Source organism: Thioalkalivibrio versutus (assembly GCF_001020955.1).
Lineage (GTDB): Bacteria > Pseudomonadota > Gammaproteobacteria > Ectothiorhodospirales > Ectothiorhodospiraceae > Thioalkalivibrio > Thioalkalivibrio versutus.
Map to the genome: position 1 here is coordinate 2,887,927 of NZ_CP011367.1, position 25,756 is coordinate 2,913,682.

Here is a 25,756-nt window from a genome sequence, read left to right on the forward strand (position 1 = left end):
CAGGCACCGAGGACGGCATGGAATACAGCACCCTGTTGCTCGGCCTTGCAGTGATCTTCGGCCTGTTCATGGCCTGGGGCATCGGCGCCAACGACGTTGCCAATGCCATGGGCACCTCGGTGGGCTCACGCGCGCTGACGATTCGCCAGGCGGTGTTTGTAGCCGCGATCTTCGTGTTCTCCGGGGCCTGGCTGGCCGGCGGCGAGGTCACCCAGACCATTCGCAGCGGGATGGTCGACTCCAGCCTGATGGCCGACAACCCCGAATTGCTCGTTTACGGGATGCTGGCGGCCCTGGCAGCCGCCGGGACCTGGCTGATGGTCGCCTCCTATTTTGGCTGGCCGGTCTCCACGACCCACTCCATCATTGGCGCCATCGTCGGCTTTGCCGTGGTCGGCCTCGGCTTCGAGGTGGTTCGCTGGGAACGTGTCGGCACCATCGCGATGTCCTGGGTGGTCTCGCCGCTCGTCGGCGGGATGATCGCCTTTGCCCTGTTCCGCAGTGTGCAGATCCTGATCCTCGATACCGTCGATCCGCTGAAGAACGCCAAGCGCTGGGCGCCGCTCTATATCTTCCTCACGGCCTTTGTCACGGCACTGGTAACGATGTTCAAGGGCCTGACCCACGTCGGCCTGGACCTCACGCCCGTGCAGGCCTATGGCTTCGCGATCCTGATCAGCGCCATCGTGGTCGTGCTCGGGATGATGGCAATCCGGCGCCTGCGCTTTGACGATCCCACCGGCGTGGGCGAGGAAGGCTCCCATTTCGCCAATGTCGAGAAGGTGTTCGGCATCCAGATGGTGGTGACCGGGTGCGCGATGGCCTTTGCCCTGGGCTCCAACGACGTCGCCAATGCCGTCGGCCCGCTGGCTGCAGTCGTGGACGTGATCCAGACCGGCGATGTGAGCACCGAGACCGTCGTGCCCATGTGGGTGCTGCTGCTGGGTGGGGTCGGGATCGTGTTCGGCCTGTTCACCTACGGCCACAAGGTGATCGCGACCGTGGGTACCGGGATCACCCAGCTCACCCCCAGCCGCGGCTATGCCGCCACCGCCGCGGCGGCGGCCACCGTGGTCCTGGCCTCCGGCACCGGCCTGCCGATCTCCACTACCCATACCCTAGTGGGCGCGATCCTCGGCGTGGGCCTGGCACGCGGGATTGCCGCGATCAATCTGGGGCTGGTGCGGATGATCTTCCTATCCTGGATCGTGACCCTGCCGGCCGGCGCGATCCTCGCGGTGGTCTACTTCTACATCCTGCGCGGCATCCTCGGATAAGTTGGCCCCGGTCTCCGGACGTTCCAGTCCGGGGTCCGGCCTGCACGCCCCCTCAGGAGGAACAGCTTAGCTGGATCCCGCTCGCCCACTCCGGCGGCAGGTCCGCATAGGCCTCGTATTCCGGCTGTTCAGCGAACGGACGCGCCAGGATCTGTTGCAGACGCAGCACCTCGGATGCATCCCCTGCCTCGGCTTGCTCGATCGCGGCCTGGGCCAGATGGTTGCGCAGGATGTACTTGGGATTGACGGCATTCATCGCCGCGCGCCGCTCTTCAGGGGGCAGCCCCTCCCTCGCCAGCCGCGCCTGATAGCGCGACCACCAGGCCTGCCATGCGGCCCCATCCTCCAGTTCCGATTCCAGTTGCGCCCGGATCTCCGCCTGCTCCAGATCCGGCAGCTGGCGGAAGAAGCGGGTGTAATCCACGCCCTCGGCCGCCATGCGTGCGAGCAGCTCCTGGATCAATGCCTCGTCGTCCTCCTGTTCCACCTGCAGCCCGAGCTTCGCGCGCATACGCGCCAACCAGGCCTGCCGGTACTGCGGCTGGAAGCCCTGCAGCAGCGCCTTGGCGCGCTCGATCGCCGCCTCGCGGGTGGCGTCGGCGAAATGGATCACCAGGGTCTCGGCCAGGCGGATCAGGTTCCACTGCGCGATCTGCGGCTGCTGGTCGAAGGCATAGCGCCCACCCTGGTCGGTGTGGTTGCAGATGTAGCCGGGGTCGAAGGCATCCATGAACGCGAACGGGCCGTAGTCGATGGTCAGGCCGGCCAGGCTCATGTTGTCGGTGTTCATCACGCCGTGACAGAAGCCGATGGCCTGCCAGTCGGCGACCATCTCCGCGGTGCGGGCGATCACCGCCTCCAGCATCGCGGCAACGGGATCATCGGCCCCCTGGAGTTCCGGGTAGTCATGCGCCAGGGCGTAGTCGATCAGCTCCTGCAGGCGGGCGCTGTAGCCGTTGTAGTGGAAGTATTCGAAATGGCCGAAGCGCAGGAAGCTGGGCGCGGCGCGCAGCACGATGGCCGCCGGCTCGACGCGCTCGCGGTACACCGGCAGGCTGGAGCCAAACAACGCCACCGCGCGGGTAGTCGGCACGCCCAACGCGGCCATCGCCTCCGAGACCAGGTACTCGCGCACCGAGGAACGCATGACCGCACGACCGTCCGCGCCGCGCGAGAAGCGCGTCGGGCCGGCACCCTTGACCTGCAACTCCCAGGTCTCGCCCGTTGGCGTGCGAACCTCGCCCAGGAGCTTCGCGCGACCATCGCCCAGTTGCGGCACGAAGACGCCGAACTGGTGTCCCGCGTACACCGAGGCCCGCGGCTCGGCGCCCGCCAGCTCGCTACCGTGAGTGCAGGCCCCGAGCCACGGGTCGCGGCCCAGGGCCGCGGCCTCCAGGCCCAGACGCTCGCACATGGCCGGGCTGCTCGCCAGGCAGGTCGCATCCGGAAACGGGGCGGGCGCCGGGCTCTCGTGAAAGGCCTCCGGCAGACGGGCAAAGTGGTTGATCCACTCCAGCTGGCTCTCGGATGCGGCGGCGTTGACGGGGTCGGGAACCGACATGGGGCATTCTCGGCAGGTTGCGGTGTCAGGGGTTATCATGCGCGTCGCATCGACCCGGGTTCAGGAACCCACGGCGGTCGCGCGTTCATTTTCCGGCCGGATGCCCCACGGCAGCCGGCACCCTAGCATTCCGGAGGCAAGCCCCGTGTCCGAACAAGACAACCCCAAGCCGCAGAACCTGAAGACCAGCGAACGCCTGGTCTGGCTCGGCTTCATGCTGTTTTTCGTGGTCGTGCTGGCGATCTACATCGCCCGCGGCAACGGGCTCGAACAGGATCTTTCGGAGGCCAACCGCGATCTGCTGCAGGCGCAGATGCAGCTGCAGCAATACACCCGCCACGAGATCCCGCGTCCGGTGGAACTGGGCCTGACCAATGCCCATCTCCAGGACCTGCAGCGTCGCGGCATGGTGCGCCCGAACGAGCGTCTCGCCGATGACCTGATGCAGCAGACCGGCCTGATCCCGCACGAGGCGCCGGAAGGCGACGCATACGCGTTCCGCCGCGACGGCATCCACGTCCTGAACCACCAGTGGGTCCTGGCGAACTTCGAGGGCGACTCGGCGCACGGCCAGCTACTGCTGGCCTACGAGGTCGTCCACGGCAACGTCCACTGGGAAGTGCTGGAGTCCACGCTGGACCGGATCTGAAGGCGGGCCAGGCGGCACACAGACGCGCCCCGCCCCCGGGAACCGGCGTGCGGGGTGAACTAACTCAGCGGTCGGCGCGGGCCAGCGCGGCCAGGTGCTCGCGGGCGGCCGCAGCCTGGCGGCGCACCTGTTCCGGGGCGGTCCCCCCCGTGAGGTTACGCGCGGCGGCCGAGCCCTCGGGCGTCAGCACCGTGAACACGTCCTCGCCCACCGCCGGGCTGATCGCCTGCAGGTCCGCCAGCGGCAGCTCCGCCAGGTCCACCCCGCGCTCCTGCGCAATACGCACCGCTCGCCCGACGACCTCGTGGGCATCGCGAAAGGCCACACCGCGCCCGACCAGGTAGTCGGCCAGATCGGTCGCCGTGGCGAAGCCCTTGCGCGTCGCCGCCAGTGTATTCTCCCGCCGCACCTCAAGGTTCGGCACCATGTCGCCGAACGCGCGCAGCGAGCCCAGCAGGGTGTCGACGGTGTCGAACAGCGGTTCCTTGTCTTCCTGATTATCCTTGTTGTACGCCAGCGGCTGGCTCTTCATCAGGGTCAGCAGCGACATCAGGTGGCCGTAGACCCGGCCGGTCTTACCCCGCACCAGTTCGGGTACGTCCGGGTTCTTCTTTTGCGGCATGATCGAGGAGCCGGTGCAGTAGCGATCCGGCAGCTCGATGAAGGCGAACTGGGCGCTGGTCCACAGCACCAGCTCCTCGGCCTGACGCGACAGGTGCATCATCAGGGTCGCGGCGGCCGCGGTGAATTCGATGGCGAAATCACGATCGGAGACGGCGTCCAGGGAGTTGCGGGTGACACTGTCGAAACCCAGCAGTTCGGCGGTGTATTCACGATCCAGCGGATACGGCGTACCAGCCAGCGCGGCTGCGCCCAGCGGCAGGATGTTCACCCGGCGCCGCGTATCACGCAGACGCTCGGCATCGCGCTCCAGCATCTCGTACCAGGCCAGCATGTGATGGCCAAAGGTGACCGGCTGGGCGGTCTGCAGATGGGTGAAGCCGGGCATCACGGTATCCGCCTCACGCTCGGCCAGGGCCACCAGGCCATCCTGATAGCCGCGGATCAGGCGCAGGACATCGTCGATGGCCGCGCGCAGCCACAGGCGGATGTCGGTCGCGATCTGGTCGTTGCGCGAACGCCCGGTGTGCAGCTTCTTGCCGACGTCGCCGATGCGCTCGATCAGCCGCGCCTCGATGTTCATGTGCACGTCCTCGCGCCCGACCTGCCAGTCGAACTCGCCGGCGGCAATCTCATCGCGGATCGCGTCCAGCCCCGCGAGGATCTCCCCGGCCTCGGCCTCTGTCAGCACCCCGACCTTGGCCAGCATGCGCGCATGCGCCTGCGAGCCCTGGATGTCCTCGCGGTACAGACGCCAGTCGAAATCCACCGACGCGGTGAAGCGCTCGACGAAGGCATCGGTCGGCTCGGAAAAGCGCCCGCCCCACAGCTTGGCCTCACCGGAGGCGGCAGGCGTGGCGGCTGGCTTGTCGTGCGGGGAATCCTGCGTCATGGTGCATCCTGAAGCGGGTGGGAAAGACACGGAAGTATACGGGCACAGCCGGGGAGTGAACATGGCGCGGTCCCGCGCCCGTTTGCGCACGGCAACAGGGGAGAGTGTTACGCATGGCCCAGGGGGAAACCACCAGGGACACCACCGGGGAGCTCTCGCCGCTGCCCGATTTCTGCAGTGCGGAGACGTTGCTGCGCGTGCTCATGGTGGCCGTGCTGCTGGCACTGGCCGTGGCCCTGTTGCGCGGCGGCGGCCAGGACTGGCTGTCGGCCCTGGCGCTGCACGCGCTGTTCATCTTCTGGGTGGCGCTGACCAGCCTGTTGATCCTGTGCGGGCTCAAGAGATCGCTGCACCGACTGCCGCTGACCGCGCAGATCGTGCTGCCGCCCTTGGTTCCCATCGCCAACACCGCCATCGTCTATCGCCTCGCGGAGGAACTGGTGCTGGCCGACCCGGCGCTGCGCTGGCCGGTGATCGGCGTCGCCACCATCCTCAGCCTGATGGCCATGCACTACCTGTACCTGCAGGCGGCCTGGCAACGCGAAACCCGGGCCGTGGCAGCGGCCCGGGAACAGGCCATGCGCGCCCGCCTGCGCCCGCATTTTCTCTACAACAGCATGAACACCATCGCCGGGCTGTGTCGCAGTGATCCTGCGCGTGCGGAACAGATCACCCTGGATCTGGCGGATCTGTTCCGCGCCACATTCGCCACCGGCGACCGCCACTCGCTGCGTGAGGAGCTGGACCTGGTCCGCGCGTTCCTCGAGATCGAACAGACCCGTTTCGGCGAACGCCTGGTACTCGACTGGGACTGCCCCGACCACCCGGGCCTGGATCTCGATGTGCCCACGCTGATCCTGCAACCGCTGGCGGAGAACGCGATCCAGCACGGGATCGCACCCGCACGCGGCGCAGGGCGCATATGGGTGCGCTGCCGCATGGATTCCGGACGGGTCACGGTGACCATCGGCAACACCGTGGATCCACACGCACGCGGCGAGGGGACCGGCACCGCCACCGATGCGGTACGCCTGCGGCTGCAGCACGCCTTCGGCGGGCAGGTACACTTCGAGGCCGAGGCCGAGGCCGAGCGGTTCGAGGTCCGGATCCGTTTGCCGCTCGCGAACCGGGGGGAAACCACATGAACAACGCTCGACTGGAGTTATTGATTGCCGACGACGAGCCGATTGCCCGTCAACGCCTGACCGCGCTCGCCCAGGAGCTGGGGCATCGGGTGGTGGCGCAAGCTGCGCATGCCGGCGAGGTCGAGATGCAATTGCAGGACCACGCGCCGGATGCCCTGCTGCTGGATATCGACATGCCCGGGGAAACCGGGCTGGAACTCGCGCGGCGTCTGCATGCGGAAGATCCCGCGCTGACGGTAATCCTGGTCACCGCACACGACCGCTTTCCGCTGGAGGCGTTCGAGGCCGGGGTGCGCGACTACGTGCTGAAGCCGGTGCGCCGCGAACGGCTGGAACAGGCGTTGCAGCGTGCGGTGCAGCAAAAACAGGACCGGCCCGAGACCTTCCCGAACGAGGTCCACATCACCGTCGGCCGGCGCGAGGAACGCGTACCGCTGGAACAGGTGGACATCTTCATCGCGGAGGGCGGTTACGTCATGGCGCGCTCGGCACGCCTGGCCGGCTTCGTCGACGCCCGCCTGCGCGAACTGGAGGGCCTGTACGGCCCCGCCCTGTTGCGGGTGCACCGCGGCTGCCTGGCGGTGAAGGCCTCGGTCAAGGGCGTCGAAAGCCTCGGCCAGACCGACCACCGCCTGCTGTTCCACGACGACCTGGACCCCATCCCCATCAGCCGCCGCCAGCTGCCACGAGTGCGTGATTACCTGCGCAACGGGACCTGAGAGGGCCGCACACCCCTGCGGGATTCGGGGCGCGAAGCATTCGCCGTTATACTAGGCCGTTTGAACGCCCGGCCGCTCGCGCCGTGGCTCGCCCGGACAATCCATGAAGCCTGTACGCATCGCCACCCGAAAGAGCCCGCTTGCCATGTGGCAGGCCGAACACGTCGCCGCCCGTCTGCGCGCCCGTGATCCGGAACGCCCGGTTGAACTGGTGGGCATGACCACCCAGGGCGACCGTGTCCTGGACTCCCCGCTGGCGCGGATCGGCGGCAAGGGCCTGTTCGTGAAGGAGCTGGAGATCGCGCTGCTGGAGGACCGCGCCGACATCGCGGTGCACTCGGTGAAGGACGTGCCGATGGAGCTGCCCGAGCTGCTCGAACTGCCGGTGATCCTCGACCGCGAGGATCCACTGGACGCGTTCGTGTCCAACCAGTACGCACATGTCGACGAGCTGCCGCAGGGGGCCCGGGTTGGCTCCTCCAGCCTGCGCCGGCAATGCCAGCTGCGCGCGCGGCGACCGGACCTGGAGGTCCGTGACCTGCGCGGCAACGTGAATACCCGCCTGGGCAAGCTCGATGCCGGCGAATACGACGCCATCCTGCTCGCTGCAGCCGGGCTCAAACGCCTCGGGTTCCATGAGCGGATTCGCAGCTGCCTGGAGCCGGACGTCAGCCTGCCGGCGGTTGGTCAGGGTGCCATCGCCATCGAGTGTCGCGCCGGCGATACCGCCATCGGCGCGCTGATCGCACCATTGAACGATACGGATACCGCCGACCGCGTGCGCGCCGAGCGGGCCTTCAACCGTCGCCTGGAAGGCGGCTGTCAGGTCCCACTGGCTGCCCATGCGACGCTGGTCGGGGATCAGCTGCACCTGGACGGCCTGGTCGGCGCGGTGGATGGCAGTCGCCTGTTGCGCCGCCAGGTCGAGGGGCCGCGCAGCGACGCCCAGGCCCTGGGGATCCGCCTGGCGGACATGCTGCTGGAACTCGGGGCAGGCGAACTGCTCGCGGCCGCACATCGGGAACACGGCCAGGACACGAAGGGGTAGACGCATGACCGCATCCGCAGACGACAACACGGTGGTCGACGAGGCCCGCGGCCCGCTCGCCGGCCTTGGCATCCTGGTCACCCGGCCGGCCGCCCAGGCGGAGCCGTTCTGTACCGCCTTGACGGCCGAGGGCGCGAGCGTGATCCGCTTTCCCGTGCTGGAGATCCTGGCCCCCAGTGATCCCACCAACCTGCGCGAGGTCCTGGACCGGCTGGCGGACTTCGATATCGCCGTGTTCATCAGCCCGAACGCCGTCCAGCGCGTGCTCAATCTGGCCCTGGCGGAACATTCATGGCCCGCCACCACAAAGATCGCGGCGATCGGCAACCGCACGGCGCAGGAATTGAAGGGCTTCGGGCGCCCGGCGGACATCCTGCCGCCGCGACGCTTCGACAGCGAGGCCCTGCTGGCGCAGGAGGCGATGCAGGACGTGGCCGGCAAGCGCGTGGTGATCTTCCGCGGCGATGGCGGCCGCGAATTGCTGGGCGACACCCTGAAGGCCCGCGGCGCCGAGGTGACCTTTGCCGAGGCCTACCGCCGCGGGCGCCCCGAGGGCGATACCGGCGAGCTGATGTACGCCTTCTCGCGCGGGCAGATCGGCGTGATCACCATCACCAGTGGCGAGGGGCTGCGCAACCTGTACGAGATGGTCGGCAAGCTGGGGCGCATGTGGCTGCGCAAGACCCCGCTGGTGGTCGGCAGCGAACGCATCGCGGAGATCGCGCAGGAGCTGGGCTTCAAGGCCGCCGTCGAGACCGCCGAGGACCCGACCGATGCGGCCATGCTGGCGGCAGTCCATCATCTCGCGGAACGCCTGCGCGCCGATGGGGCTTAGGTTTTTTCTGGCACGAAGAAGGGCGGTTACACCACAGGTGTTGGCCCGTCGTCCCCGCGCGGGGCTGTGGTGAGCAGACCCATCGGGCATCGAGGTCGGGGATCAGCGGTTCGCAGAGGGACTGATGCGATTCGCTGCGCTCATCCGCATCCTACCGTCCTTATGACGCCATCCCCGGTTTTCTCCGTGACCTCAGTCTCCTCTGTGGTTCAACCGATTGTGACCTTGCCTTTCTTCGTGTCTTCGCGCCCTTCGTGGTGAATAAGCGACGCGGGCGCCGCGGTGTTACTCGGCCGGGGTGGCCGGTTCGAAGCTGTCGTAGTACAGCTGCTCCGGCGGCAGACCGGCCGCCTGGAAGACCTCGCGCGCGGCGTGGATCATCGCCGGTGGCCCGGCCATGTAGACATCAAAGCCGGACAGGTCCGGGTACTCCGACAGCACCGCATCGTGAGGCCAGCCGCTGACGGCCGCAAAGCCGGCGGCGGTCTCGGCCGGCGTATCCGACAGCACCGGCGTGAAACGGAACTGCCCGGCGTGCTCGGCGGTCATCTGCTGCAGCCAGTCCGGGGCATAGATGCCATCGGCGCCGCGGGCGCCCCAGAACAGGTGGTGCGGTCGATCCAGTCCCTCGGCGGCCAGATGGTCCAGCATGCCTTTCAACGGACCAAAACCGGTGCCCCCACCAACGAACAGGCGCGGGCGCGGGGATTCCTCGTCGACGAAAAAGCTGCCCAGCGGCCCCTCGATACGCAGCAGCGCCTTGGGCTTGAGCTCCTCGAACACCATGGTGGAGAAACGCCCGCCCGGCATGTGCCGGACATGCAGGGACAGCTGCGCGTCATCGTGCGGGGCGTTGGCCAGGGAATAGCTGCGGCGCTCGCCCCCCTTGAGCAGGATGTCCAGGTACTGCCCGGCGAGGAACTGGAGGCGCTCGGCGGCCGGGAGCTGCAGACGCAGCTCCATCACGTCGTCGGCCAGGCGGTTCAGGGCCGCCACGCGACACGGCAGGGTCTTGACCACGATGTCCCTGGCTGCGCCGATCTCTTTCACCTCGATCTCGAGGTCGTCCACCGGGACCGCCTGGCAGAACAAGGCCATGCCGTCGGCCAGTTCCGCCTCGCTGATGCCCGGTGGCTTGTTCGGCCCGTGATCGACCTCGCCCTGCAGCACCCGCCCCTTGCAGGAGCCACAGGCGCCATTGCGGCAGCCGTAGGGAAAGGCGAAGCCCTGGCGCAGGCCGGCCTCGAGGACGGTCTCGTCGTCTTCGACCTCGAATACATGGCCACTGGGCTGAATGGTGACATCGAACGCCATCGGAAACCCTCGGTCGCGGAAAGGCCGTTATTCTCGCCGCTGCCGCCCCGAACGCAAGCAACCGCAGTCCGGCCGGGTCGTCGGCGTAGGGGTTCCCTCGCGCGGACGGGTTCGGCAGAATCGGGCCCTAACCATAAAAACGACAAGGGAATGCCATGCGTCACCTACTGATTGCCGCCGGGGCCGGGCTGCTGCTTGCAAGCGGCTGCGCCTCCAACGAGACCCGTTCCACCGATTCCGGAGATGCGGCGGCCACGCCGACGGACACGCCGGCCGCTACCGTCGAGGTCGCGGCGGATGCGCCGGTGATCCGGGTTGCGCAGGCGGTGCCCTACAGCGCCGATGCCACCATCGCCAACAACATCCGCCAGGAGTGCAACCTGGGGGAACAGTTCTCCGAGTTCATCGAGCACTACGGGGCCGATCAGGGCATCCGCTTCCAGCGCAGCCAGGATCTCGATCCAGCGTCCAGTGGCCAGGTGCTGATGGTCGAGCTGACCGACGCGGTCAGCGGTGGCAATGCCTGGATCGGCCACCGCAAGGTAACCGAGGCAGCGGGAACGCTGTACGCGGACGGCGAGGAGCAGGCCAGCTTTACCTCGCGGCGCTTCTCGGGCGGCGGCGCATTCGGCGGCTTCAAGGGCTCGTGTTCGGTGCTGGGGCGTACCGTGCAGGTGATGGGCCGTGATATCGCGGCCTGGTCGGCGGCGCCGGAGGACGGTGCCCACCTGGGCGACTAATCGTCGCAGGGGTCGGGCCTTCGCGCCGTGCGGGCGCCGACCTCGTCGCCTGCCAACCGCTGCATCCAGTCGACCAAGCGGGTGGCCGTGGTCTGCCAGTCGGGGGCGTGCAAAATGAGATGCGGCCAGTCGGCGTCGGTCCAGACCTCGGCCTGGCCCTGTGGATGGGCACGGGCGGCCATGCAGACCGACTCGCGCTGGATCGTCCCGTCCTGCTCGCCCCACAGGTACACCACCGGGGCCGTGACGTGGCCGATATGATCCGTGGCGTACTGGGCCAGCCAGACCACGCCGGCATAGGTATCCATGCGCACGCGGCGAATGATGCGCGGATCCGTGGAGAAGCGTTCGACCGCGGCGGGCGCGAGGCTGTCGGAGTAGTCGGGGTCGATGGTCAGCGTGAGCCCGCCGGCAAGGACCTCGCCGGTGCGTACGGCAGCATCCCAGAAACCGCGTGCGGGGATCCCGCCACGCAGGCCCGGGGCGACCGCCATCACCCCGGCGACCTCCAGCTCTGGGTGGGTGGCGAGGCTCGCTAGCGCGGCGGAGCCGCCCATGCTCTCGCCCAGCAGGAAGATCGGCCGGTCGGGGTCCTCCGCTTGCGCCGCGCGGACCATTGCAGCCACGTCGCTGATCAGGGGTTCGGTACCCGGCCAGCGGCCGTGCGGCTCGCTGGTGCCATGGCCGCGCTGATCCAGCGCCTGGACACTGTAGCCGCGATCGGCCAGCCAGGGGCCCAGGGCGTCATAGGCACCGGCGTGATCGCGGAAGCTGTGCAGGGCGATCACCACGGCGACGGGTTCTGCGGCCGACCAGCGGCGGACGCGATCGGGGGCAATCGCTGCGCCCACGGGAGCTTCCTTCACTGGGGGCCCCGCCGCGCGCACGGTTTCACGCTCCGGGGCGGCCGCACAGGCGGTCAAGGCCAGCAGCAGTACAGCCAGGAGCCCGACCGCGCCCGGGATTCGGCGGCGCGTCACGCCTCATATCCCCAGTTCATCCCAGATCTCGTCCACGCGGCGCTTGACCGCCTCGTCCATGGCGATCGGCCGGCCCCACTCGCGATCGGTCTCGCCCGGCCATTTGGAGGTCGCGTCCATGCCCATCTTGGACCCCAGACCCGAGACCGGCGAGGCAAAGTCGAGATAGTCGATGGGGGTGTTTTCCACGAGGGTGGTGTCGCGGGCCGGGTCCATGCGCGTGGTGAGTGCCCAGATCACGTCATTCCAGTCGCGGGTGTTCACGTCGTCGTCAACCACAATCACGAACTTGGTGTACATGAACTGACGCAGGAAGGACCACACCCCCATCATCACGCGCTTGGCGTGGCCCGGGTACTGCTTGCGCATGGAGACGACGGCCAGACGGTAGGAACAACCCTCGGGCGGCAGGTAGAAGTCCACGATCTCCGGGAACTGCTTCTGCAGGATCGGGATGAAGACCTCGTTCAGGGCCACCCCGAGCACGGCGGGCTCGTCCGGCGGGCGACCGGTGTAGGTGGAATGGTAGATCGGCTGATCGCGATGGGTGATGCGGTCGATGGTGAAGACCGGGAATTCGTCCACCTCGTTGTAGTAACCCGTGTGGTCCCCGAACGGACCCTCCGGCGCGGTGTCGCCCGGGTGGATGTGCCCCTCGAGCACGAACTCGGCGGAGGCCGGGACCTCCAGGTCGGAACCGATGCAGCGGGTGACCTCGGTTCGACTGCCACGCAGCAGCCCGGCGAAGGCATATTCGGACAGGGTGTCCGGCACCGGGGTCACGGCGCCGAGGATGGTGGCCGGATCGGCACCCAGGGCGACCGCGATGGGAAACGGCTCGCCGGGGTGGGCCTGGCACCACTCGCGAAAATCGAGGGCCCCGCCGCGATGGGACAGCCAGCGCATGATCACGCGATTGCGCCCAATGACCTGCTGGCGATAGATCCCGAGGTTCTGACGCGACTTCTCCGGGCCACGGGTGACCACCAGGCCCCAGGTAATCAGCGGGCCGGCGTCTTCCGGCCAGCAGGTCTGGACCGGGAGTTGGTCGAGATCAACCGCATCGCCCTCCAGCACATGGCGCTGACAGGGCGCCCCACGGACCTTCTTCGGCGCCATGTCCAGCACCTTGCGAAAGATCGGCAGCTGTTCCCAGGCGGCCTTGAGCCCCTTGGGTGGGTCCGGCTGCTTGAGGAAGGCGAGCAGGCGCCCGACCTCGCGCAGGGCCTCCACAGAATCCTCGCCCATGCCCATGGCCACCCGCTCCGGGGTGCCGAACAGGTTGGCGAGCACCGGGATGTCGGAGCCGGTGGGGTTTTCGAACAGCAGGGCCGGGCCGCCGGCGCGCAGGACGCGGTCGGCGATCTCGGTCATCTCCAGGTTCGGGTCCACCTCGCGGGTGATGCGGCGCAGCTCGCCGCGCTGTTCGAGGCCATCAATGAAATCGCGCAGATCCTTGTACTTCACGGGGTCTCCCTCGGGAATGGCCGGTTGGTGCGACCCGGGCCAGGGTTAGGCGGAGAATTCCGCCCAGACCGGGGCATGGTCGGACGGACGCTCCCAGGCACGCGGTTCGCGGTCGATGCCCGCGGCCTGCAGACGGGCCTGCAAGGGAGCGCTGGCCAGGACCAGGTCGATGCGCAGGCCCCGATTGCGACGGAAGGACGCAGCTCGATAATCGAACCAGGAATACTCCTCCGCGGGCTGCTCGAAGGTGCGGAAGGTATCCGTGAGGCCGAGATCGGTCAGCGCGGCCAGGGCCTCGCGTTCCGGCGTGGAGCACAGGATGCGCTCGTGCCAGGCCTCGGGGTCGTGCACGTCGCGATCATCCGGGGCGATGTTGAAGTCACCGAGGACCACGAGATTCGGGTGCTGCGCAAGCTCGTCGGCCAGCCAGGCGTGCAGCCGCGCCAGCCAGTCCAGCTTGTAGGCGTATTTCTCGGTTCCGACGTTCTCGCCGTTCACGACATACAGGTTGACCACGCGAACCTCGCCGATGGTGGCGGCGAGGATACGGCGCTGGGCGTCCTCGAGCCCGGGCGGGTCGGTGACCACGTCGGTGGCCTCGGTGCGGGAGATGATGGCCACGCCGTTGTAGGTCTTCTGCCCGGAGAACACGACCTGATAGCCCGCATCGCGGATGGCCGCGGCCGGAAAGTTCTCGTCGGTCAGCTTGGTCTCCTGCAGGGCCAGGACGTCGGTCCGCGAGCTCCCCAGCCAATCGAGGACCTGCGGCAGACGCACCTTGAGCGAATTGACGTTCCAGCTGGCGATCTTCACGCGGCTTTCTCCTCCAGGCCGCTATGGCGCAACAGGGCGTCGATCTGCGGATCGCGCCCGCGGAAGGCACGGAAGGAATCCGCGGCCGGGCGCGAGGCGCCGGCCTCGAGAATCTCGCGCAGGTAGGCCGCCCCCACCTCGGACGAAAACAGACCTTCCTCTTCGAAGCGCCCGAATGCGTCAGCCGACAGGACCTCGGCCCACTTGTAGCTGTAGTACCCCGCGGCGTAGCCGCCGGCGAAGATATGGCCGAAGCCGTGGGCGAAGCGATTGAACGCCGGCGGATGGACCACCGCGATCTCCTGACGCACGGTCTCCAGGAGCTGCTGGATGTCCGCGGCCTGCGCAGGGGCGGGCCCGGCATGCAGGCGCATGTCGAAGAGGGAGAACTCGACCTGGCGCAATAGCTGTAACGCCGCGTGGAAATGGCGCGTCCCCTGCAGGCGCTGGAACAGGTCCTCGGGCATCGCCTCGCCGGTCTCGTGGTGGCGCGCGAACAGATCCAGCGCCTCGCGTTCCCAGCACCAGTTCTCCATGAACTGGCTGGGCAGTTCGACCGCATCCCATTCCACGCCGTTGATGCCGGCGATGTCGGGTTCGTCCACCCGGGTCAGCATGTGATGCAGGCCGTGACCGAACTCGTGGAACAGCGTAATCACTTCGTCATGAGTAAAAAGGGCCGCCTTGCCGTCCACCGGCGGGGTGGAGTTGCAGGTCATGTAGGCGACCGGCAGCTGGGCGCGGTCCTCGGAGATGAAACGGTTGCGGCAGACATCCATCCAGGCGCCGCCGCGCTTGTTCTTGCGGGCGTAGAGATCGAAGTAAAAGCCGGCGCGTTCGGTACCATTCGCGTCAAAGATGCGATAGAACCGGACGTCGTCGTGCCAGGTCTCGATGCTGTCGTCGGGCTCGAAGCGGACCTGGAACAGGCGCTGGACCAGACCGAACAAGCCGTTGACTGCGCGGTCAGCGGGGAAGTAGGGCTTCAACATCTCCTGGCTGAGACCCAGGCGCCGCTCGCGCATCTTCTCGGCCGCGAAGGCCATGTCCCAGGCCTCCAGGGTTCCCAGGTCGAGCTCGTCGCGGGCAAAGGCGCGCAACTCGTCCAGGTCGCGCTCGGCCCGGGGGCGCGCGCGGTGCGCCAGATCCTGGAGGAAGCCTTCGACCTGCTCGGCGCTATCGGCCATCTTGGTCGCGAGCGAACGCTCGGCGTAGTGGCGAAAGCCCGTCAGATGCGCCTTCTCCTCGCGCAACTGGAGGATCTCGACCATGATCTCGCTGTTGTCGTGATTGCCGGCGCCGGGCCCGAGGTCAGACGCACGCGTCGTGAAGGCCTCGTACACACGGAAACGCAGGTCGCGATCCTCGGCGTGGGTCATGACTGCGAGGTAGCTGGGGATATCCAGGGTCACGACAAAGCCCGTCTGGTCGTGATCGCGAGCGTTCTGCGCGAGCATGGCCCGATCGGACTCGGAGATGCCGGCGAGCGCGGCCGCATCATCGGTCTGCCAGGTCCAGGCCTGAGTGGCGTCCAGCACGTTCTCTTCGAAACGTGCAGTCAGCTCCGAAAGGCGGGCGTTGATGGCGCGCAGGCGGTCACGCTCGGCCTCGGGGAGATCGACGCCGCTCAGATGGAAATCACGCAGCATGTCATCCAGCACCTTGCGCCGCTGGGGCGAAAGCTGCGCGTACTCTTCACTGTCTGCCAGGCGACGGACCGCCCGGTACAGGCCCTGATGCTGCGAGACCCAGCTGCCGTAATCCGACAACAGGGGAAGGCTGGCGTTGTATGCCTCCCGAATCTCGGGACCGTTCATGACCGCATTGAGGTGACCCACCGGGGACCAGACGGCATCCAGGCGCGTGTCCAGCGCCTGCAACGGCTGGATCAGCGTGGCCCAGGTCGGTTGATCCCCGACGGCCGCGACCAGCCGATCAATCTCCGCGCGATTCTCCACCAGGACGGTTTCCACCGCGGGCAGGACATGTTGGGGCTCGATGGCACGAAAGGCGGGCAGCCGGTCGGTCTGCAGCAAGGGGTTGGACACGGTATCTCCAGGGGTCGGGCCAGCAGTGGATTATGCCATTCGGACAGAAAGCCCGGCAGGGTGTTCCCGGCAACGGGGTCGTCGGGGCGAAGCTTATGGGCTCGGCGGGCGAACGGGGTGAAAGACGGCATGGCCAGCGAGGCGGGCGAGGAGTCCGTAGGCCCACTGGCAGCGCAGCCCGGCATAGGCATCCACAGCAGCATTGTAGCGGCCGAGGGCCTCCGTAATTGCTTGGTCCAGTGCCGCTACGCGAGGGGGCAGTCGATCGGGCGAAACCGACAAATTGTTATATTTATCAAGGATTTGTGTTCGTATATGGTCCCATTCGGCGCGGATGGCGCGTTCGCCCCGGGCCAGACCGGGAAGATCACCGCAGCGTCGCGCTCGCTCCTGTTCCTGGACCAGCTGTTGGAGCGCCCGCAGGTCCAGGGGCAGATCGGCCCGGGTCGCGGAACAAGCCCGCTCCAGCAGGCCATTGCGCTGGGTGAGCAGGGTATCGAGTCGATCCCAGGCCGCGACGACGCGGCGTTCATGGACCGCAAGATGGGTGTACAGGCGAAACGCGACCAGCGCCAGAATCACCAGGACCAGGAGTGCGGCCAGGACCTGCATGGTGCCGGCGGGATTCGTCGTACCGTGGCAGCGAGTACGTCAGATATCGACGTTCTCGGCACTGAGGGCTCGCGACTCGATAAATTCGCGACGCGGCTCGACCTGATCGCCCATCAGGGTGGTGAAGATTTCGTCGGCACGGATGGCATCTTCGACCCGGACCTGGAGCAGGCGGCGGGATTCCGGGTTCATCGTGGTGTCCCAAAGCTGGTCGGGATTCATCTCGCCTAGGCCCTTGTAGCGCTGGGTTGCCAGCCCGCGGCGGCCTTCCTGCAGGAGCCATTCCATGGCTTCGGAAAAGCCCTCGATCACGTGGACGCGTTCTCCGCGCTTCATATACGCACCTTCGTCGAGAAGGGCGTTAAGACGGGCGGACAGGTCGAGTACTGCCTGAAAATCACGCGAAGCCAGGGTGTCATCGGTGATGTACTGCGACAGGGCGGCGCCGTGTTCGATGCGGTCCAGGCTCAGCTGCGCCGTGCCGTCATGCTGGGTCACCGGCCCCAGGCTGTAGCGGGTGGCACCCGCCTTGTCGCTGGACAGATTCTCCAGGATGCGGGCAAACCACGCCTGAACCGCAGCGTTGGTCACGCTTCGAGGTTCGGGGATCGCGTCGGCCTCGAGCATCGCCCAGAGGATTCGCGAGTCGTACATCCGGCCCAGGCGCTGCACGGCGCGCGCGGCCTTTTGATAGCCCTTCACCAGGTCTTCGAAGGCCTCGCCGGTAATCGGAGGTGCATCCGGGCTGGGATAGAGCGCGGCGCCGTCCAGGGCGAGGGAGATCACGATCTCGCCCATTTCGGCCTCGTCGCGCACGTACTGCTCGCGCTTGCCACGCTTGATCTTGTACAGCGGCGGCTGCGCGATATACACGTGGCCACGCTCGATCAGTTCCGGCATCTGGCGGAAGAAGAAGGTCAGAAGCAGGGTACGGATATGGGAGCCGTCCACATCCGCGTCAGTCATGATGATAATGCGGTGATAACGCAGCTTGTCCGGATCGTACTCTTCCTTGCCAATACCGCAGCCCAGCGCCGTGATGAGCGTGCCCACCTCGGCCGAACCCAGCATACGGTCAAAGCGCGCCCGCTCGACATTCAGGATCTTGCCCTTGAGCGGCAGGATCGCCTGGAAATGGCGGTCACGACCCTGCTTGGCCGAACCGCCGGCGGAGTCACCCTCGACCAGGTAGAGCTCGGACTGAGCCGGGTCTTTCTCCTGGCAGTCGGCCAGCTTGCCCGGAAGGCCGGCGATATCCAGCGCGCCCTTGCGGCGGGTGACCTCACGCGCCTTGCGGGCGGCCTCGCGCGCTCGCGCGGCATCCAGCACCTTCTCGGTGATGGCCTTGGCTTCCTGCGGGTGTTCCAGCAGAAAGTTATTGAGGGCGTCCGACAGTACGCTTTCAACGATCGGCTTGACCTCGGAGGAAACCAGCTTGTCCTTGGTCTGCGAGGAGAACTTGGGATCCGGCACCTTGACCGAGAGCACGGCCGTGAGGCCTTCGCGCATATCGTCGCCCGCCGTGGCGACCTTGGCCTTCTTGATCAGGCCCTCGTTCTCCAGGTACTGATTGATCGTGCGCGTCAGCGCGGCGCGAAAGCCCGCCATGTGCGAGCCACCGTCGCGCTGCGGAATGTTGTTGGTGTAGCAGAAGATGTTCTCCTGGTAGGAGTCATTCCACTGCAGGGCGATTTCGACTGCGTAGTCCTCGCGCATCTGGTCGGCGTAGACGACCGTGGGATGCAGCGCGGTTTTCTTCTGGTTCAGGTGTTCGACGAAGGCACGGATACCACCTTCGAAGACAAAGGTCTCCTCGCGATTGTCCCGGTGATCGCGCAGCGTGATGCGCACGCCCGAGTTGAGGAACGACAGCTCCCGCAGACGCTTGGCGAGGATCTCGTAGTGAAAATTGATGTCGGTGAAGATGGTCGGGCTGGGGCGAAACCAGATCTTCGTTCCGTTGCGCTCCGTGGTACCGGTCACCGCCAGCGGCGCATCCGGGACACCGAGGTGATAGATCTGTTCGTGGCGCTGACCATCCCGGTGGATCTCCAGGCGGAGCTCTTCCGACAGGGCATTCACCACCGAGACACCCACGCCGTGCAGGCCGCCGGAGACCTTGTAGGAGTTATTGTCGAACTTCCCGCCTGCGTGCAGGACCGTGAGGATGACCTCGGCGGCCGACATACCCTCTTCTTCGTGGATATCCACGGGAATGCCGCGACCGTTGTCCGTAACGGAGACCGCATTGTCCTCGTGGATCGTGACCTCAATACTGTCGCAGTGACCCGCTAGCGCCTCGTCGATCGAGTTATCGACCACCTCGAAGACCATGTGGTGCAGGCCTGTACCGTCATCGGTGTCACCGATGTACATGCCCGGTCGCTTGCGAACGGCATCCAGGCCCTTGAGGACGCGGATCTGAGAGGAATCGTAGACGGAGGGATCTTGGGCTTCAGTTTCGGACATGCGGGTCAGTCATCCGGCCAGTTGCAGACACGCCAGTATAGCGCAAAGGCGGGGGGCACCGGTGAGGTCAGGTGCGGGGGTCCAGGAGGGCGACGAGACCCAAGGCCGGGGCGCATCAGGCTGGGGATTCGGGTGTTACGCGACCATGTTTCACGTGGAACAATTGCCCTGCGGTATCCCCTGCCAGCCCCGGGATGTCATCTCCCACAGCGGTCACCAGGATCTGCCAGCCCGACGCACACAACCCGGACATCAACCCCTCCACTGCCTCGCGATCCAGCTCCGACACTACATCGTCCAGCAACATCACCGGCGCCCGCCCGGTCTCGGCCTCGAGCATCCATGCCTGCCCGCCCACGAGAGCCGTAACCAATCGCTTTTGCTCGCCCCGGGAGGCCTCGGCGGCGAGACGACCCGATAGCCGCAAATCAATGTCGGCCCGCTGCGGCCCCGCCTGCGCGAAGCCCCGTTCTTCGTCGCCCTCCCGACTACGCTCCAGCGCCTCGCTCAGGCTCCTTTCCCGGTCCCAGCCCATCCGCGGATTCAAGTTCAAATCGGCTAACCGCTCGCCGAATCCGAACTGCCGGGCAGCCTCCATGGTCGCCGCCTGCCAGGACTCCACGTAACGACGCCGCGCGTCACTGATCGCCTCGCCGAATTCCAGCCAGGGTCGCTCAAACTCGCGAGCCCCCGCGCGGTCCCCCGCGCGCAAGGCGGCATTACGTTGGTCATGGGCCCGCTTCCAGCGCTGCCACTGGCCCCGGTACCCCGGGATCGCATGGAAGCAGCCCCAGTCCAGCAAGCGCCTGCGTTCTTCCGGTCCACCCGTCAACAATTCGAAGGAGCCCGCATGCAGCGTGCGCGCCGGCAACCACTCGGCGACCGCCGCGTGGCCTTCCATCCAACGGCCATCGAGCCGCGACCGGCGCGCACCATCCCAGCTAATCCCCAGCCGATGGGAGCCCCCGGCCGGATCCTTCACCACTGCCCCAATCCACAATCCTTCGGCTCCGCTCCGCCCAACACGACGTAATTGCTGAGTACGGAACGAGCGCCCAGCCGCGAGGATATGCACTGCTTCGAGTATCGAGGTCTTGCCTGCACCGTTCGGGCCGACCAGCCGGTTGATTCCCGGCCCCAACGTCAAGGCCTGTTCCTCAAGGTTGCGGACCCCCTGCCACCACAGCGACTCCAGCACGCAGACCCCGGATCTACAGGCGCATCGGCATCACCACGTAGCGCGCCCCGCCCGGTGGTTCCGCCTGAATCAGGATCGACGAGTTCCCGTCACGTAGCCCGATCCGGACCTGATCGGTCTCCAGGACATTCAGCACGTCCGCCAGGTACCCGAGGTTGAAACCGATCTCCATTGGCCCCCCGTCGTATTCCGCCTCGACCGACTCCTGGGCCTCTTCACGATCCGCGTTGTGGGTCATCACCTGGCAACCGTTCTCCCCCAGGGCCATGCGTACGCCGCGATACTTGTCACTCGCCACAATCGCCACCCGGCCCAACGCCTGTTTCAGAACTTCCCGGTCGACCCGCAACGTGGAGGGCAGATCCGAGGGGATGACCCGTTCGTAGTCCGGGAAGCGCCCCTCGATCACCTTGCTGCGCAGGACCGCTTTGCCGAGTTCGAATACGACCTGGTCTTCCCCGAAGCCGATCCGGACCGTCGATTCGTCGTCGGCCAGATTTCGTCGCAACTCCGCCACGGCCTTGCGCGGGACAATGCGTTCAACTCGCGCCTCCACCGGGTGCTCGAGTTCCACCTCGGCCAGCGCCAAGCGATGCCCGTCCGTCGCGACCGCCCGCAGACTGGTCCCGCTGGCCACCAGGAGCAAACCCTGGAGGTAGTAACGCACATCCTGCTGCGCCATCGAAAACATCGTCGCTTCCAGCAGACGTCGCAGCCGGTTCTGGGGTACATCGAGCACGACCTCCGACCCTCGCGCCTCCCAGTCGGGGAAGTCCGCGCCGGGCAGGGTCGCCAGGCTGAAGCGCGAACCGGCGAATCCCACGGTCATGCGTTCGCCTTCCACCCGAGCCCGAATCTCGCTGTCCCCCGGGGCCGCCTTCACGACGTCCAACAGCTTGCGCACCGATACGGTGACATCGCATTCGCCCGGGATGGTGCCTTCCGCACCCGCCTGCCAGGCGAGTTCGAGATCGGTCGTATCCATCCGGATCGCACCGTTGTCATCCGGTCGCAGACGCACATTCCCGAGGATCGGCATCGTCAATCGTTTTTCGGCCGCGCCCACAATCCGTTGCAGCGCTTCGGTCATCGTCTCGCGATTGAAAGACAGTTCCATGGCGATGTCCTGTATCTAGTGTTTAGATATTTAAATAGTAGTAATAAGGGGCACGTCGACCTGTGCAGGAAACCCAGATTTCTTTTTAAATTCAGTTATTTGTCGACACTTTTTGGCTCTCGCGAACCTCTGTGAAGCCTGTTCCCAACCTGTGGACAGTTTCGCGGTCCGCGTTTTCCACCTTTCCATACCGCAGTTGCACCCAGCTTATCCACAGCTTTGCCGACCATTGGACAGCCACTTCAGCTACTGAGAGTCCGCAGAAGATTCGAGTAGTCCTCGTCCAGGCTGGCGTCCGCCTCGCGGAGTTCGGCGACCTTCCGGCAGGCATGGATTACCGTGGTGTGATCGCGACCGCCGAAGGCCTGTCCGATCTCCGGTAGGCTGTGCTGGGTCAGTTCCTTTGCCAGGGCCATCGCGATCTGCCGCGGACGGGCAATCGATCGGCTGCGCCGGCTCGACAGCAGATCGGCCACCTTCACGCGATAGTAGTCCGCGACCGTCTTCTGGATATTCTCCAGTGTAATCAGTTTGTTCTGTACCGCGAGAAGGTCGCGCAGAGCGTCCTTGGCAAACTCGACGGTGATCGGTTTCCCGGTAAAGTGCGCGTTGGCGATCACCCGCCGCAGCGAGCCTTCCAGTTCGCGGATGTTGGAACGGATCCGCTTGCCCATGAAGAATGCGACCTCGGACGGGAGCTCGATCCCCGCCTGCTCCGCCTTGCGCTGGAGGATGGCCACCCGGGTCTCCAGTTCTGGCGGCTCGATCGCGATCGTCAGCCCCCAGCCGAAGCGTGACTTCAGGCGTTCCTCCAGCCCCTCGACCTCTTTCGGGTAGCGATCCGAGGTCAGGATGATCTGCTGCTGGCCCTCCAGCAGCGCGTTGAAGGTGTGGAAGAACTCCTCCTGGGAACGCTCCTTGCCGGCAAAGAACTGAATGTCGTCGATCAGCAGTGCGTCGGCGGAGCGGTAGTGCTGCTTGAACTCGTCGATCGCGTTGTGCTGCAGCGCCTTGATCATGTCCGCCACGAAGCGCTCGGAGTGCAGATAGATGATCCGCCCTTCGGGGTGCCGGGCCAGGATGCTGTGACCGATGGCATGCATCAAGTGGGTCTTGCCAAGCCCGACCCCGCCATAGATGAACAACGGGTTGTAGGCCACCCCGGGGTTTTCCGCGACCTGGAGGCTGGCTGCGCGCGCGAGCTGGTTCGACTTGCCCTCGACGAAGCTGTCGAAGGTGAAGGCCGGGTTCAGGTTACTCACGGGCCCCTGCGGGCGTGGCGCAGTGCTGGCGCTCTTGTCTGCAGCACCGCGTTCATGGCGGGACTCGCGACCACTGGGGGTCGGCGGGACCGGAATCTGCGCACCACCAATCCCGAGTCGCACGCGGCGCCCGTCCTGCCCGCCCACCGGCTGCAGCTCGCCCACGGTCTGCTCGATCGATTCCAGCAGGTGATCGCGCACGTGCTCGAACACAAACTGGTTCGGCGCGAGCAGTCGCAGCCCGCCTTCGGACTCTTCGGCATGAAGCGGCCGCAGCCAGGTGTTGAGTTGCTGTTCGCTGACCTTCCCCTGCAGGCGATCCAGACAGGCTGTCCACAGGGCATTGGCTGACACGCGTTCGTCTCCGGGGCGACGGGGGAATTGGAAGCCACCGAGTCTACGCCGATGGGGGTACCCGGTGCCAGCGACTTGCCGACCCTCGAGATTGACTTTGCGTCCGGATGGCGCTAGTTTTCACCGCCCTTTAACCAAGCGTCACGGGAACTCTCATGAAGCGCACTTTTCAACCCAGCCGGCTCGTTCGCGCCCGCACGCATGGCTTCCGGGCCCGCATGGCCACCCGTGGTGGTCGCAAGGTCCTGAACGCCCGTCGCGCCAAGGGCCGCAAGCGCCTCTGCCCGTAGTCCGGGCGGCGCGCCGGCTCCCGTGACCGCGGCGCCAGCTAGCGAGACCTTTCCGCGCCGCGTCCGTCTGTTGACCGGTGCGGATTATCAGCGCGTCTTCAAGGACGCCCGGCGCCAGCGCGGTCGCGATCTGACCCTGCTGTATCGCCATTCGGAATCTGGCGAGGCACGCCTGGGCCTTGCGATTGGCAAGCGGCATGTCCGCCAGGCATCGGACCGCAACCGGATCAAGCGCATCGTGCGCGAGGCCTTCCGCCGGCGGCGGGCCCACCTGCCACCGGTCGACATGATCGTGCTGGCCCGAGGCGGTGCGGCGACCATGGACCGCCGCGCCCTGCGCGCCGAGATCGACAGCCTGCTGGAACGTCTGCAATGACTCTGCCACGCAAGATCGCCCTGTTGCCCGTCCGGGCCTACCAGTACGGCATCTCGCCGTTCATGGCCCCTCACTGTCGTCATTACCCGACGTGCTCGGCCTATACCGTCGAGGCGGTCGAGACTCACGGCGTCCTGCGGGGCTTTTGGCTCGGTCTGCGCCGCATCCTGCGCTGCCATCCCTGGTCGCCCGGTGGCTATGACCCGGTCCCGCACCCGCGTTCCGATACTCCCAGCACTCGACCCTCAAAGTAGTCGCGCTCATGGATAACCTTCGCCCCCTATTGTGGCTGACCCTGGCCTTTGTCCTGTTCCTGATGTGGCAGGCCTGGAACCAGGATTACGGCAGCACATCCCAGCCGGACACCGCCGCCGAGCGCGCCGCGGAGGACCCCGATGCCCGTCCGGAGGACGTGCCGGATGCGCCGCAATTCGAGTCGGAACCGGACACGCGGGCGGCAGACGCCCCGCAAGTGAGCACCCTGCAGGAGCCGGACCGTCAGCAGATCACCGTGCGTACCGATACCCACGAGATCCTGATTGACACCCGCGGGGGCACGCTGCTGCGCGCCGACCTGCTGCAGTATCCACGGGACCTGCAGGACGATCCGCTGGTGCCGGTCCGCCTGTTCGACCATCGCGTGCGCGGCTATGTCGCCCAGAGTGGTCTGACCCACGACCGGGTGAACGACCAGTCGATGGAGGGGCGCGCACCGTCGCACCACGCCAATTTCCAGGTAGACCAGGACCGCTTCGAGCTCGCCGACGGGCAGGAACAGCTCGAGGTCCCGCTGCGCTGGGTCTCCGACGATGGCGAAATCGAGGTCACCAAGACCTACACCTTTACCCGTGGCTCGCATCTGATCGAGCTGGACTACGAGGTCCACAACCGGTCCGATTCCACCTGGAGCGGTCGCCAGTACCGACAGCTCCGCCACGGGCCGACGCCGGATCGGGAGTCCTGGTGGCTGTACACCTTCACCGGAGCAGCCTATTTCGATGGCAGCTACCAACGCGAAAGCTTCGAATCGTTCCGCGACGACCCCATCCAGGCACGCATCCAGGGTGGCTGGATCGCGATGATTCAGCACTACTTCGTTTCCACCTGGGTCCCGGGTGAGGACGAGGTCAATGCGCTGTACGCCCGTGCCGTGCCCAGCGATCTGGGTGACGAGTATCTGATTGGTCTGCACTCCGAATCGCGCCAGATCGCAGCGGGGAACAGCGGTGAGTTCTCCACCCGCTTGTGGGTCGGCCCCAAGCTCCAGTCAGAGCTCTCCGAGATCGCCCAGGGGCTGGAGCTTACGGCCGACTACGGCATCTTCACGTTCCTGTCCAAGCCGTTGTTCTGGCTGCTGGACAAGATCCACGCCTTCGTGGGCAACTGGGGTTGGTCGATCGTCATCCTGACCATCCTGATCAAGCTGGCCTTCTTCAAGCTGTCCGCGACCAGCTACCGTTCCATGGCGCGCATGCGCAAGGTCGCGCCCAAGCTGCAGGCCCTGAAGGAACGCTACAAGGACGACAAGCAGCGCATGAACCAGGCGCTCATGGACCTGTACAAGAAGGAGAAGATCAACCCGCTGGGTGGCTGTCTCCCGATCCTGGTGCAAATTCCGGTGTTCATCGCCCTGTACTGGGTGCTGCTGGAGAGTGTCGAACTGCGCCAGGCGCCCTGGTGGCTGTGGGTGCAGGATCTGTCCTCGCGCGATCCGTACTTCATCCTGCCGATCCTGATGGGCGTGTCGATGTTCGTGCAGTACAAGCTGAACCCGCCGCCGATGGACCCGGTGCAGCAGAAGATCTTCATGGCGCTGCCGTTCGTGTTCACCGTGTTCTTCGCCTTCTTCCCGGCGGGTCTGGTGCTGTACTGGTTCACCAACAACCTGTTCTCCATCGCCCAGCAGTGGTACATCACGCGCAAGATCGAGAGCGGCGAGGACCCGGACAAGCAGAAGAGCTGACGCTCC

General features: G+C 66.3%; 23 protein-coding genes. 11 read left to right on the top strand and 12 right to left on the bottom strand.

The genetic code is table 11. The features are described 5' to 3' along the window. Positions 1-17: 17 nt before the first annotated feature. Positions 18-1,277 carry an inorganic phosphate transporter gene (locus tag TVD_RS13405; protein ID WP_018168816.1) on the top strand — a complete coding sequence of 420 codons (1,260 nt, stop codon included), beginning with the start codon at positions 18-20 and terminating at the stop codon, positions 1,275-1,277. Between the two features lie 52 nt (positions 1,278-1,329). On the opposite strand, the gene TVD_RS13410 is transcribed toward TVD_RS13405, so the two are convergent. After that, positions 1,330-2,838, bottom strand: coding sequence for a protein adenylyltransferase SelO (locus TVD_RS13410; protein WP_047251835.1), 1,509 nt, complete (start codon positions 2,836-2,838; stop codon positions 1,330-1,332). A 145-nt stretch (positions 2,839-2,983) separates the two neighbouring features. On the opposite strand from TVD_RS13410, the gene TVD_RS13415 reads away from it, so the two are divergent. Then, entirely contained in the window at positions 2,984-3,487 is a 504-nt protein-coding gene (locus TVD_RS13415; protein WP_047251836.1) for a hypothetical protein, read from the top strand. Between the two features lie 64 nt (positions 3,488-3,551). Here TVD_RS13415 and argH read toward each other — a convergent pair whose 3' ends face one another. Beyond that, a complete protein-coding gene (argH, locus tag TVD_RS13420) occupies positions 3,552-5,000 on the bottom strand; it encodes an argininosuccinate lyase (RefSeq protein WP_047251837.1) in 1,449 nt (482 codons plus the stop codon). Positions 5,001-5,113: 113 nt separating this feature from the next. Here argH and TVD_RS13425 point away from each other — a divergent pair, with 113 nt between their 5' ends. The 4 genes from TVD_RS13425 to TVD_RS13440 all read left to right on the top strand — a co-directional run bounded on the left by TVD_RS13425 (position 5,114) and on the right by TVD_RS13440 (position 8,747). Beyond that, complete coding sequence (locus TVD_RS13425; protein ID WP_018168812.1) at positions 5,114-6,145, top strand: sensor histidine kinase; 1,032 nt, start codon at positions 5,114-5,116, stop codon at positions 6,143-6,145. Then, complete coding sequence (locus TVD_RS13430; protein WP_018175930.1) at positions 6,142-6,864, top strand: LytR/AlgR family response regulator transcription factor; 723 nt, start codon at positions 6,142-6,144, stop codon at positions 6,862-6,864. The genes TVD_RS13425 and TVD_RS13430 overlap by 4 nt, the downstream gene beginning before the upstream one ends. Positions 6,865-7,009: 145 nt before the next feature. Then, positions 7,010-7,912, top strand: coding sequence for a hydroxymethylbilane synthase (hemC, locus tag TVD_RS13435; RefSeq protein WP_047251838.1), 903 nt, complete (start codon positions 7,010-7,012; stop codon positions 7,910-7,912). A gap of 4 nt (positions 7,913-7,916) precedes the next feature. Further along, positions 7,917-8,747 (top strand): uroporphyrinogen-III synthase, encoded by an 831-nt coding sequence (locus TVD_RS13440; protein WP_047251839.1) that lies wholly within the window; start codon positions 7,917-7,919, stop codon positions 8,745-8,747. Positions 8,748-9,032: 285 nt separating this feature from the next. Here the strand turns inward: TVD_RS13440 and TVD_RS13445 are convergent, their stop codons facing one another. Continuing rightward, positions 9,033-10,061, bottom strand: a complete 1,029-nt coding sequence (locus TVD_RS13445; protein ID WP_047251840.1) for a CDP-6-deoxy-delta-3,4-glucoseen reductase — start codon at positions 10,059-10,061, stop codon at positions 9,033-9,035. Positions 10,062-10,216: 155 nt separating this feature from the next. On the opposite strand from TVD_RS13445, the gene TVD_RS13450 reads away from it, so the two are divergent. Further along, positions 10,217-10,801 carry a hypothetical protein gene (locus tag TVD_RS13450; RefSeq protein WP_047251841.1) on the top strand — a complete coding sequence of 195 codons (585 nt, stop codon included), beginning with the start codon at positions 10,217-10,219 and terminating at the stop codon, positions 10,799-10,801. Here TVD_RS13450 and TVD_RS13455 read toward each other — a convergent pair. From TVD_RS13455 to dnaA, 9 genes are all read right to left on the bottom strand, one after another. Then, positions 10,798-11,781 (bottom strand): alpha/beta fold hydrolase, encoded by a 984-nt coding sequence (locus TVD_RS13455; protein ID WP_047251842.1) that lies wholly within the window; start codon positions 11,779-11,781, stop codon positions 10,798-10,800. The genes TVD_RS13450 and TVD_RS13455 overlap by 4 nt on opposite strands. Positions 11,782-11,784: 3 nt before the next feature. Then, on the bottom strand, positions 11,785-13,248 hold the full coding sequence (ubiD, locus tag TVD_RS13460; protein WP_047251843.1) for a 4-hydroxy-3-polyprenylbenzoate decarboxylase: 1,464 nt from the start codon (positions 13,246-13,248) through the stop codon (positions 11,785-11,787). A 45-nt stretch (positions 13,249-13,293) separates the two neighbouring features. Further along, positions 13,294-14,061 (bottom strand): exodeoxyribonuclease III, encoded by a 768-nt coding sequence (xth, locus tag TVD_RS13465; RefSeq protein WP_047251844.1) that lies wholly within the window; start codon positions 14,059-14,061, stop codon positions 13,294-13,296. Beyond that, entirely contained in the window at positions 14,058-16,109 is a 2,052-nt protein-coding gene (locus tag TVD_RS13470; RefSeq protein ID WP_047251845.1) for a M3 family metallopeptidase, read from the bottom strand. Before TVD_RS13470 ends, xth begins: the two co-directional genes overlap by 4 nt. Positions 16,110-16,202: 93 nt before the next feature. Further along, positions 16,203-16,721, bottom strand: coding sequence for a hypothetical protein (locus TVD_RS13475; protein ID WP_047251846.1), 519 nt, complete (start codon positions 16,719-16,721; stop codon positions 16,203-16,205). Between the two features lie 39 nt (positions 16,722-16,760). Beyond that, entirely contained in the window at positions 16,761-19,190 is a 2,430-nt protein-coding gene (gyrB, locus tag TVD_RS13480; protein WP_047251847.1) for a DNA topoisomerase (ATP-hydrolyzing) subunit B, read from the bottom strand. A gap of 115 nt (positions 19,191-19,305) precedes the next feature. After that, on the bottom strand, positions 19,306-20,388 hold the full coding sequence (recF, locus tag TVD_RS13485; RefSeq protein WP_082119135.1) for a DNA replication/repair protein RecF: 1,083 nt from the start codon (positions 20,386-20,388) through the stop codon (positions 19,306-19,308). Between the two features lie 13 nt (positions 20,389-20,401). Next, positions 20,402-21,505: a DNA polymerase III subunit beta gene (gene dnaN / locus TVD_RS13490; RefSeq protein ID WP_047251848.1), complete on the bottom strand. Its 1,104-nt coding sequence runs from the start codon at positions 21,503-21,505 to the stop codon at positions 20,402-20,404. A 242-nt stretch (positions 21,506-21,747) separates the two neighbouring features. Then, positions 21,748-23,121: a chromosomal replication initiator protein DnaA gene (gene dnaA / locus TVD_RS13495; protein WP_018937512.1), complete on the bottom strand. Its 1,374-nt coding sequence runs from the start codon at positions 23,119-23,121 to the stop codon at positions 21,748-21,750. 155 nt (positions 23,122-23,276) lie between these two features. Between dnaA and rpmH the strand changes: the two genes are divergently transcribed. Genes rpmH through yidC form a run of 4 tightly spaced genes read left to right on the top strand, consistent with a single transcriptional unit; the run spans position 23,277 to position 25,750 of the window. Then, the gene (rpmH, locus tag TVD_RS13500; protein WP_018141118.1) at positions 23,277-23,411 is read left to right on the top strand and encodes a 50S ribosomal protein L34; all 135 of its coding nucleotides are present in this window, start codon (positions 23,277-23,279) and stop codon (positions 23,409-23,411) included. Positions 23,412-23,433: 22 nt separating this feature from the next. Beyond that, positions 23,434-23,787 carry a ribonuclease P protein component gene (gene rnpA / locus TVD_RS13505; protein ID WP_038084435.1) on the top strand — a complete coding sequence of 118 codons (354 nt, stop codon included), beginning with the start codon at positions 23,434-23,436 and terminating at the stop codon, positions 23,785-23,787. Further along, a complete protein-coding gene (gene yidD / locus TVD_RS13510) occupies positions 23,784-24,041 on the top strand; it encodes a membrane protein insertion efficiency factor YidD (RefSeq protein ID WP_047251849.1) in 258 nt (85 codons plus the stop codon). Before rnpA ends, yidD begins: the two co-directional genes overlap by 4 nt. A gap of 8 nt (positions 24,042-24,049) precedes the next feature. Further along, complete coding sequence (gene yidC, locus TVD_RS13515) at positions 24,050-25,750, top strand: membrane protein insertase YidC (RefSeq protein ID WP_038085732.1); 1,701 nt, start codon at positions 24,050-24,052, stop codon at positions 25,748-25,750. Positions 25,751-25,756: the final 6 nt, after the last annotated feature.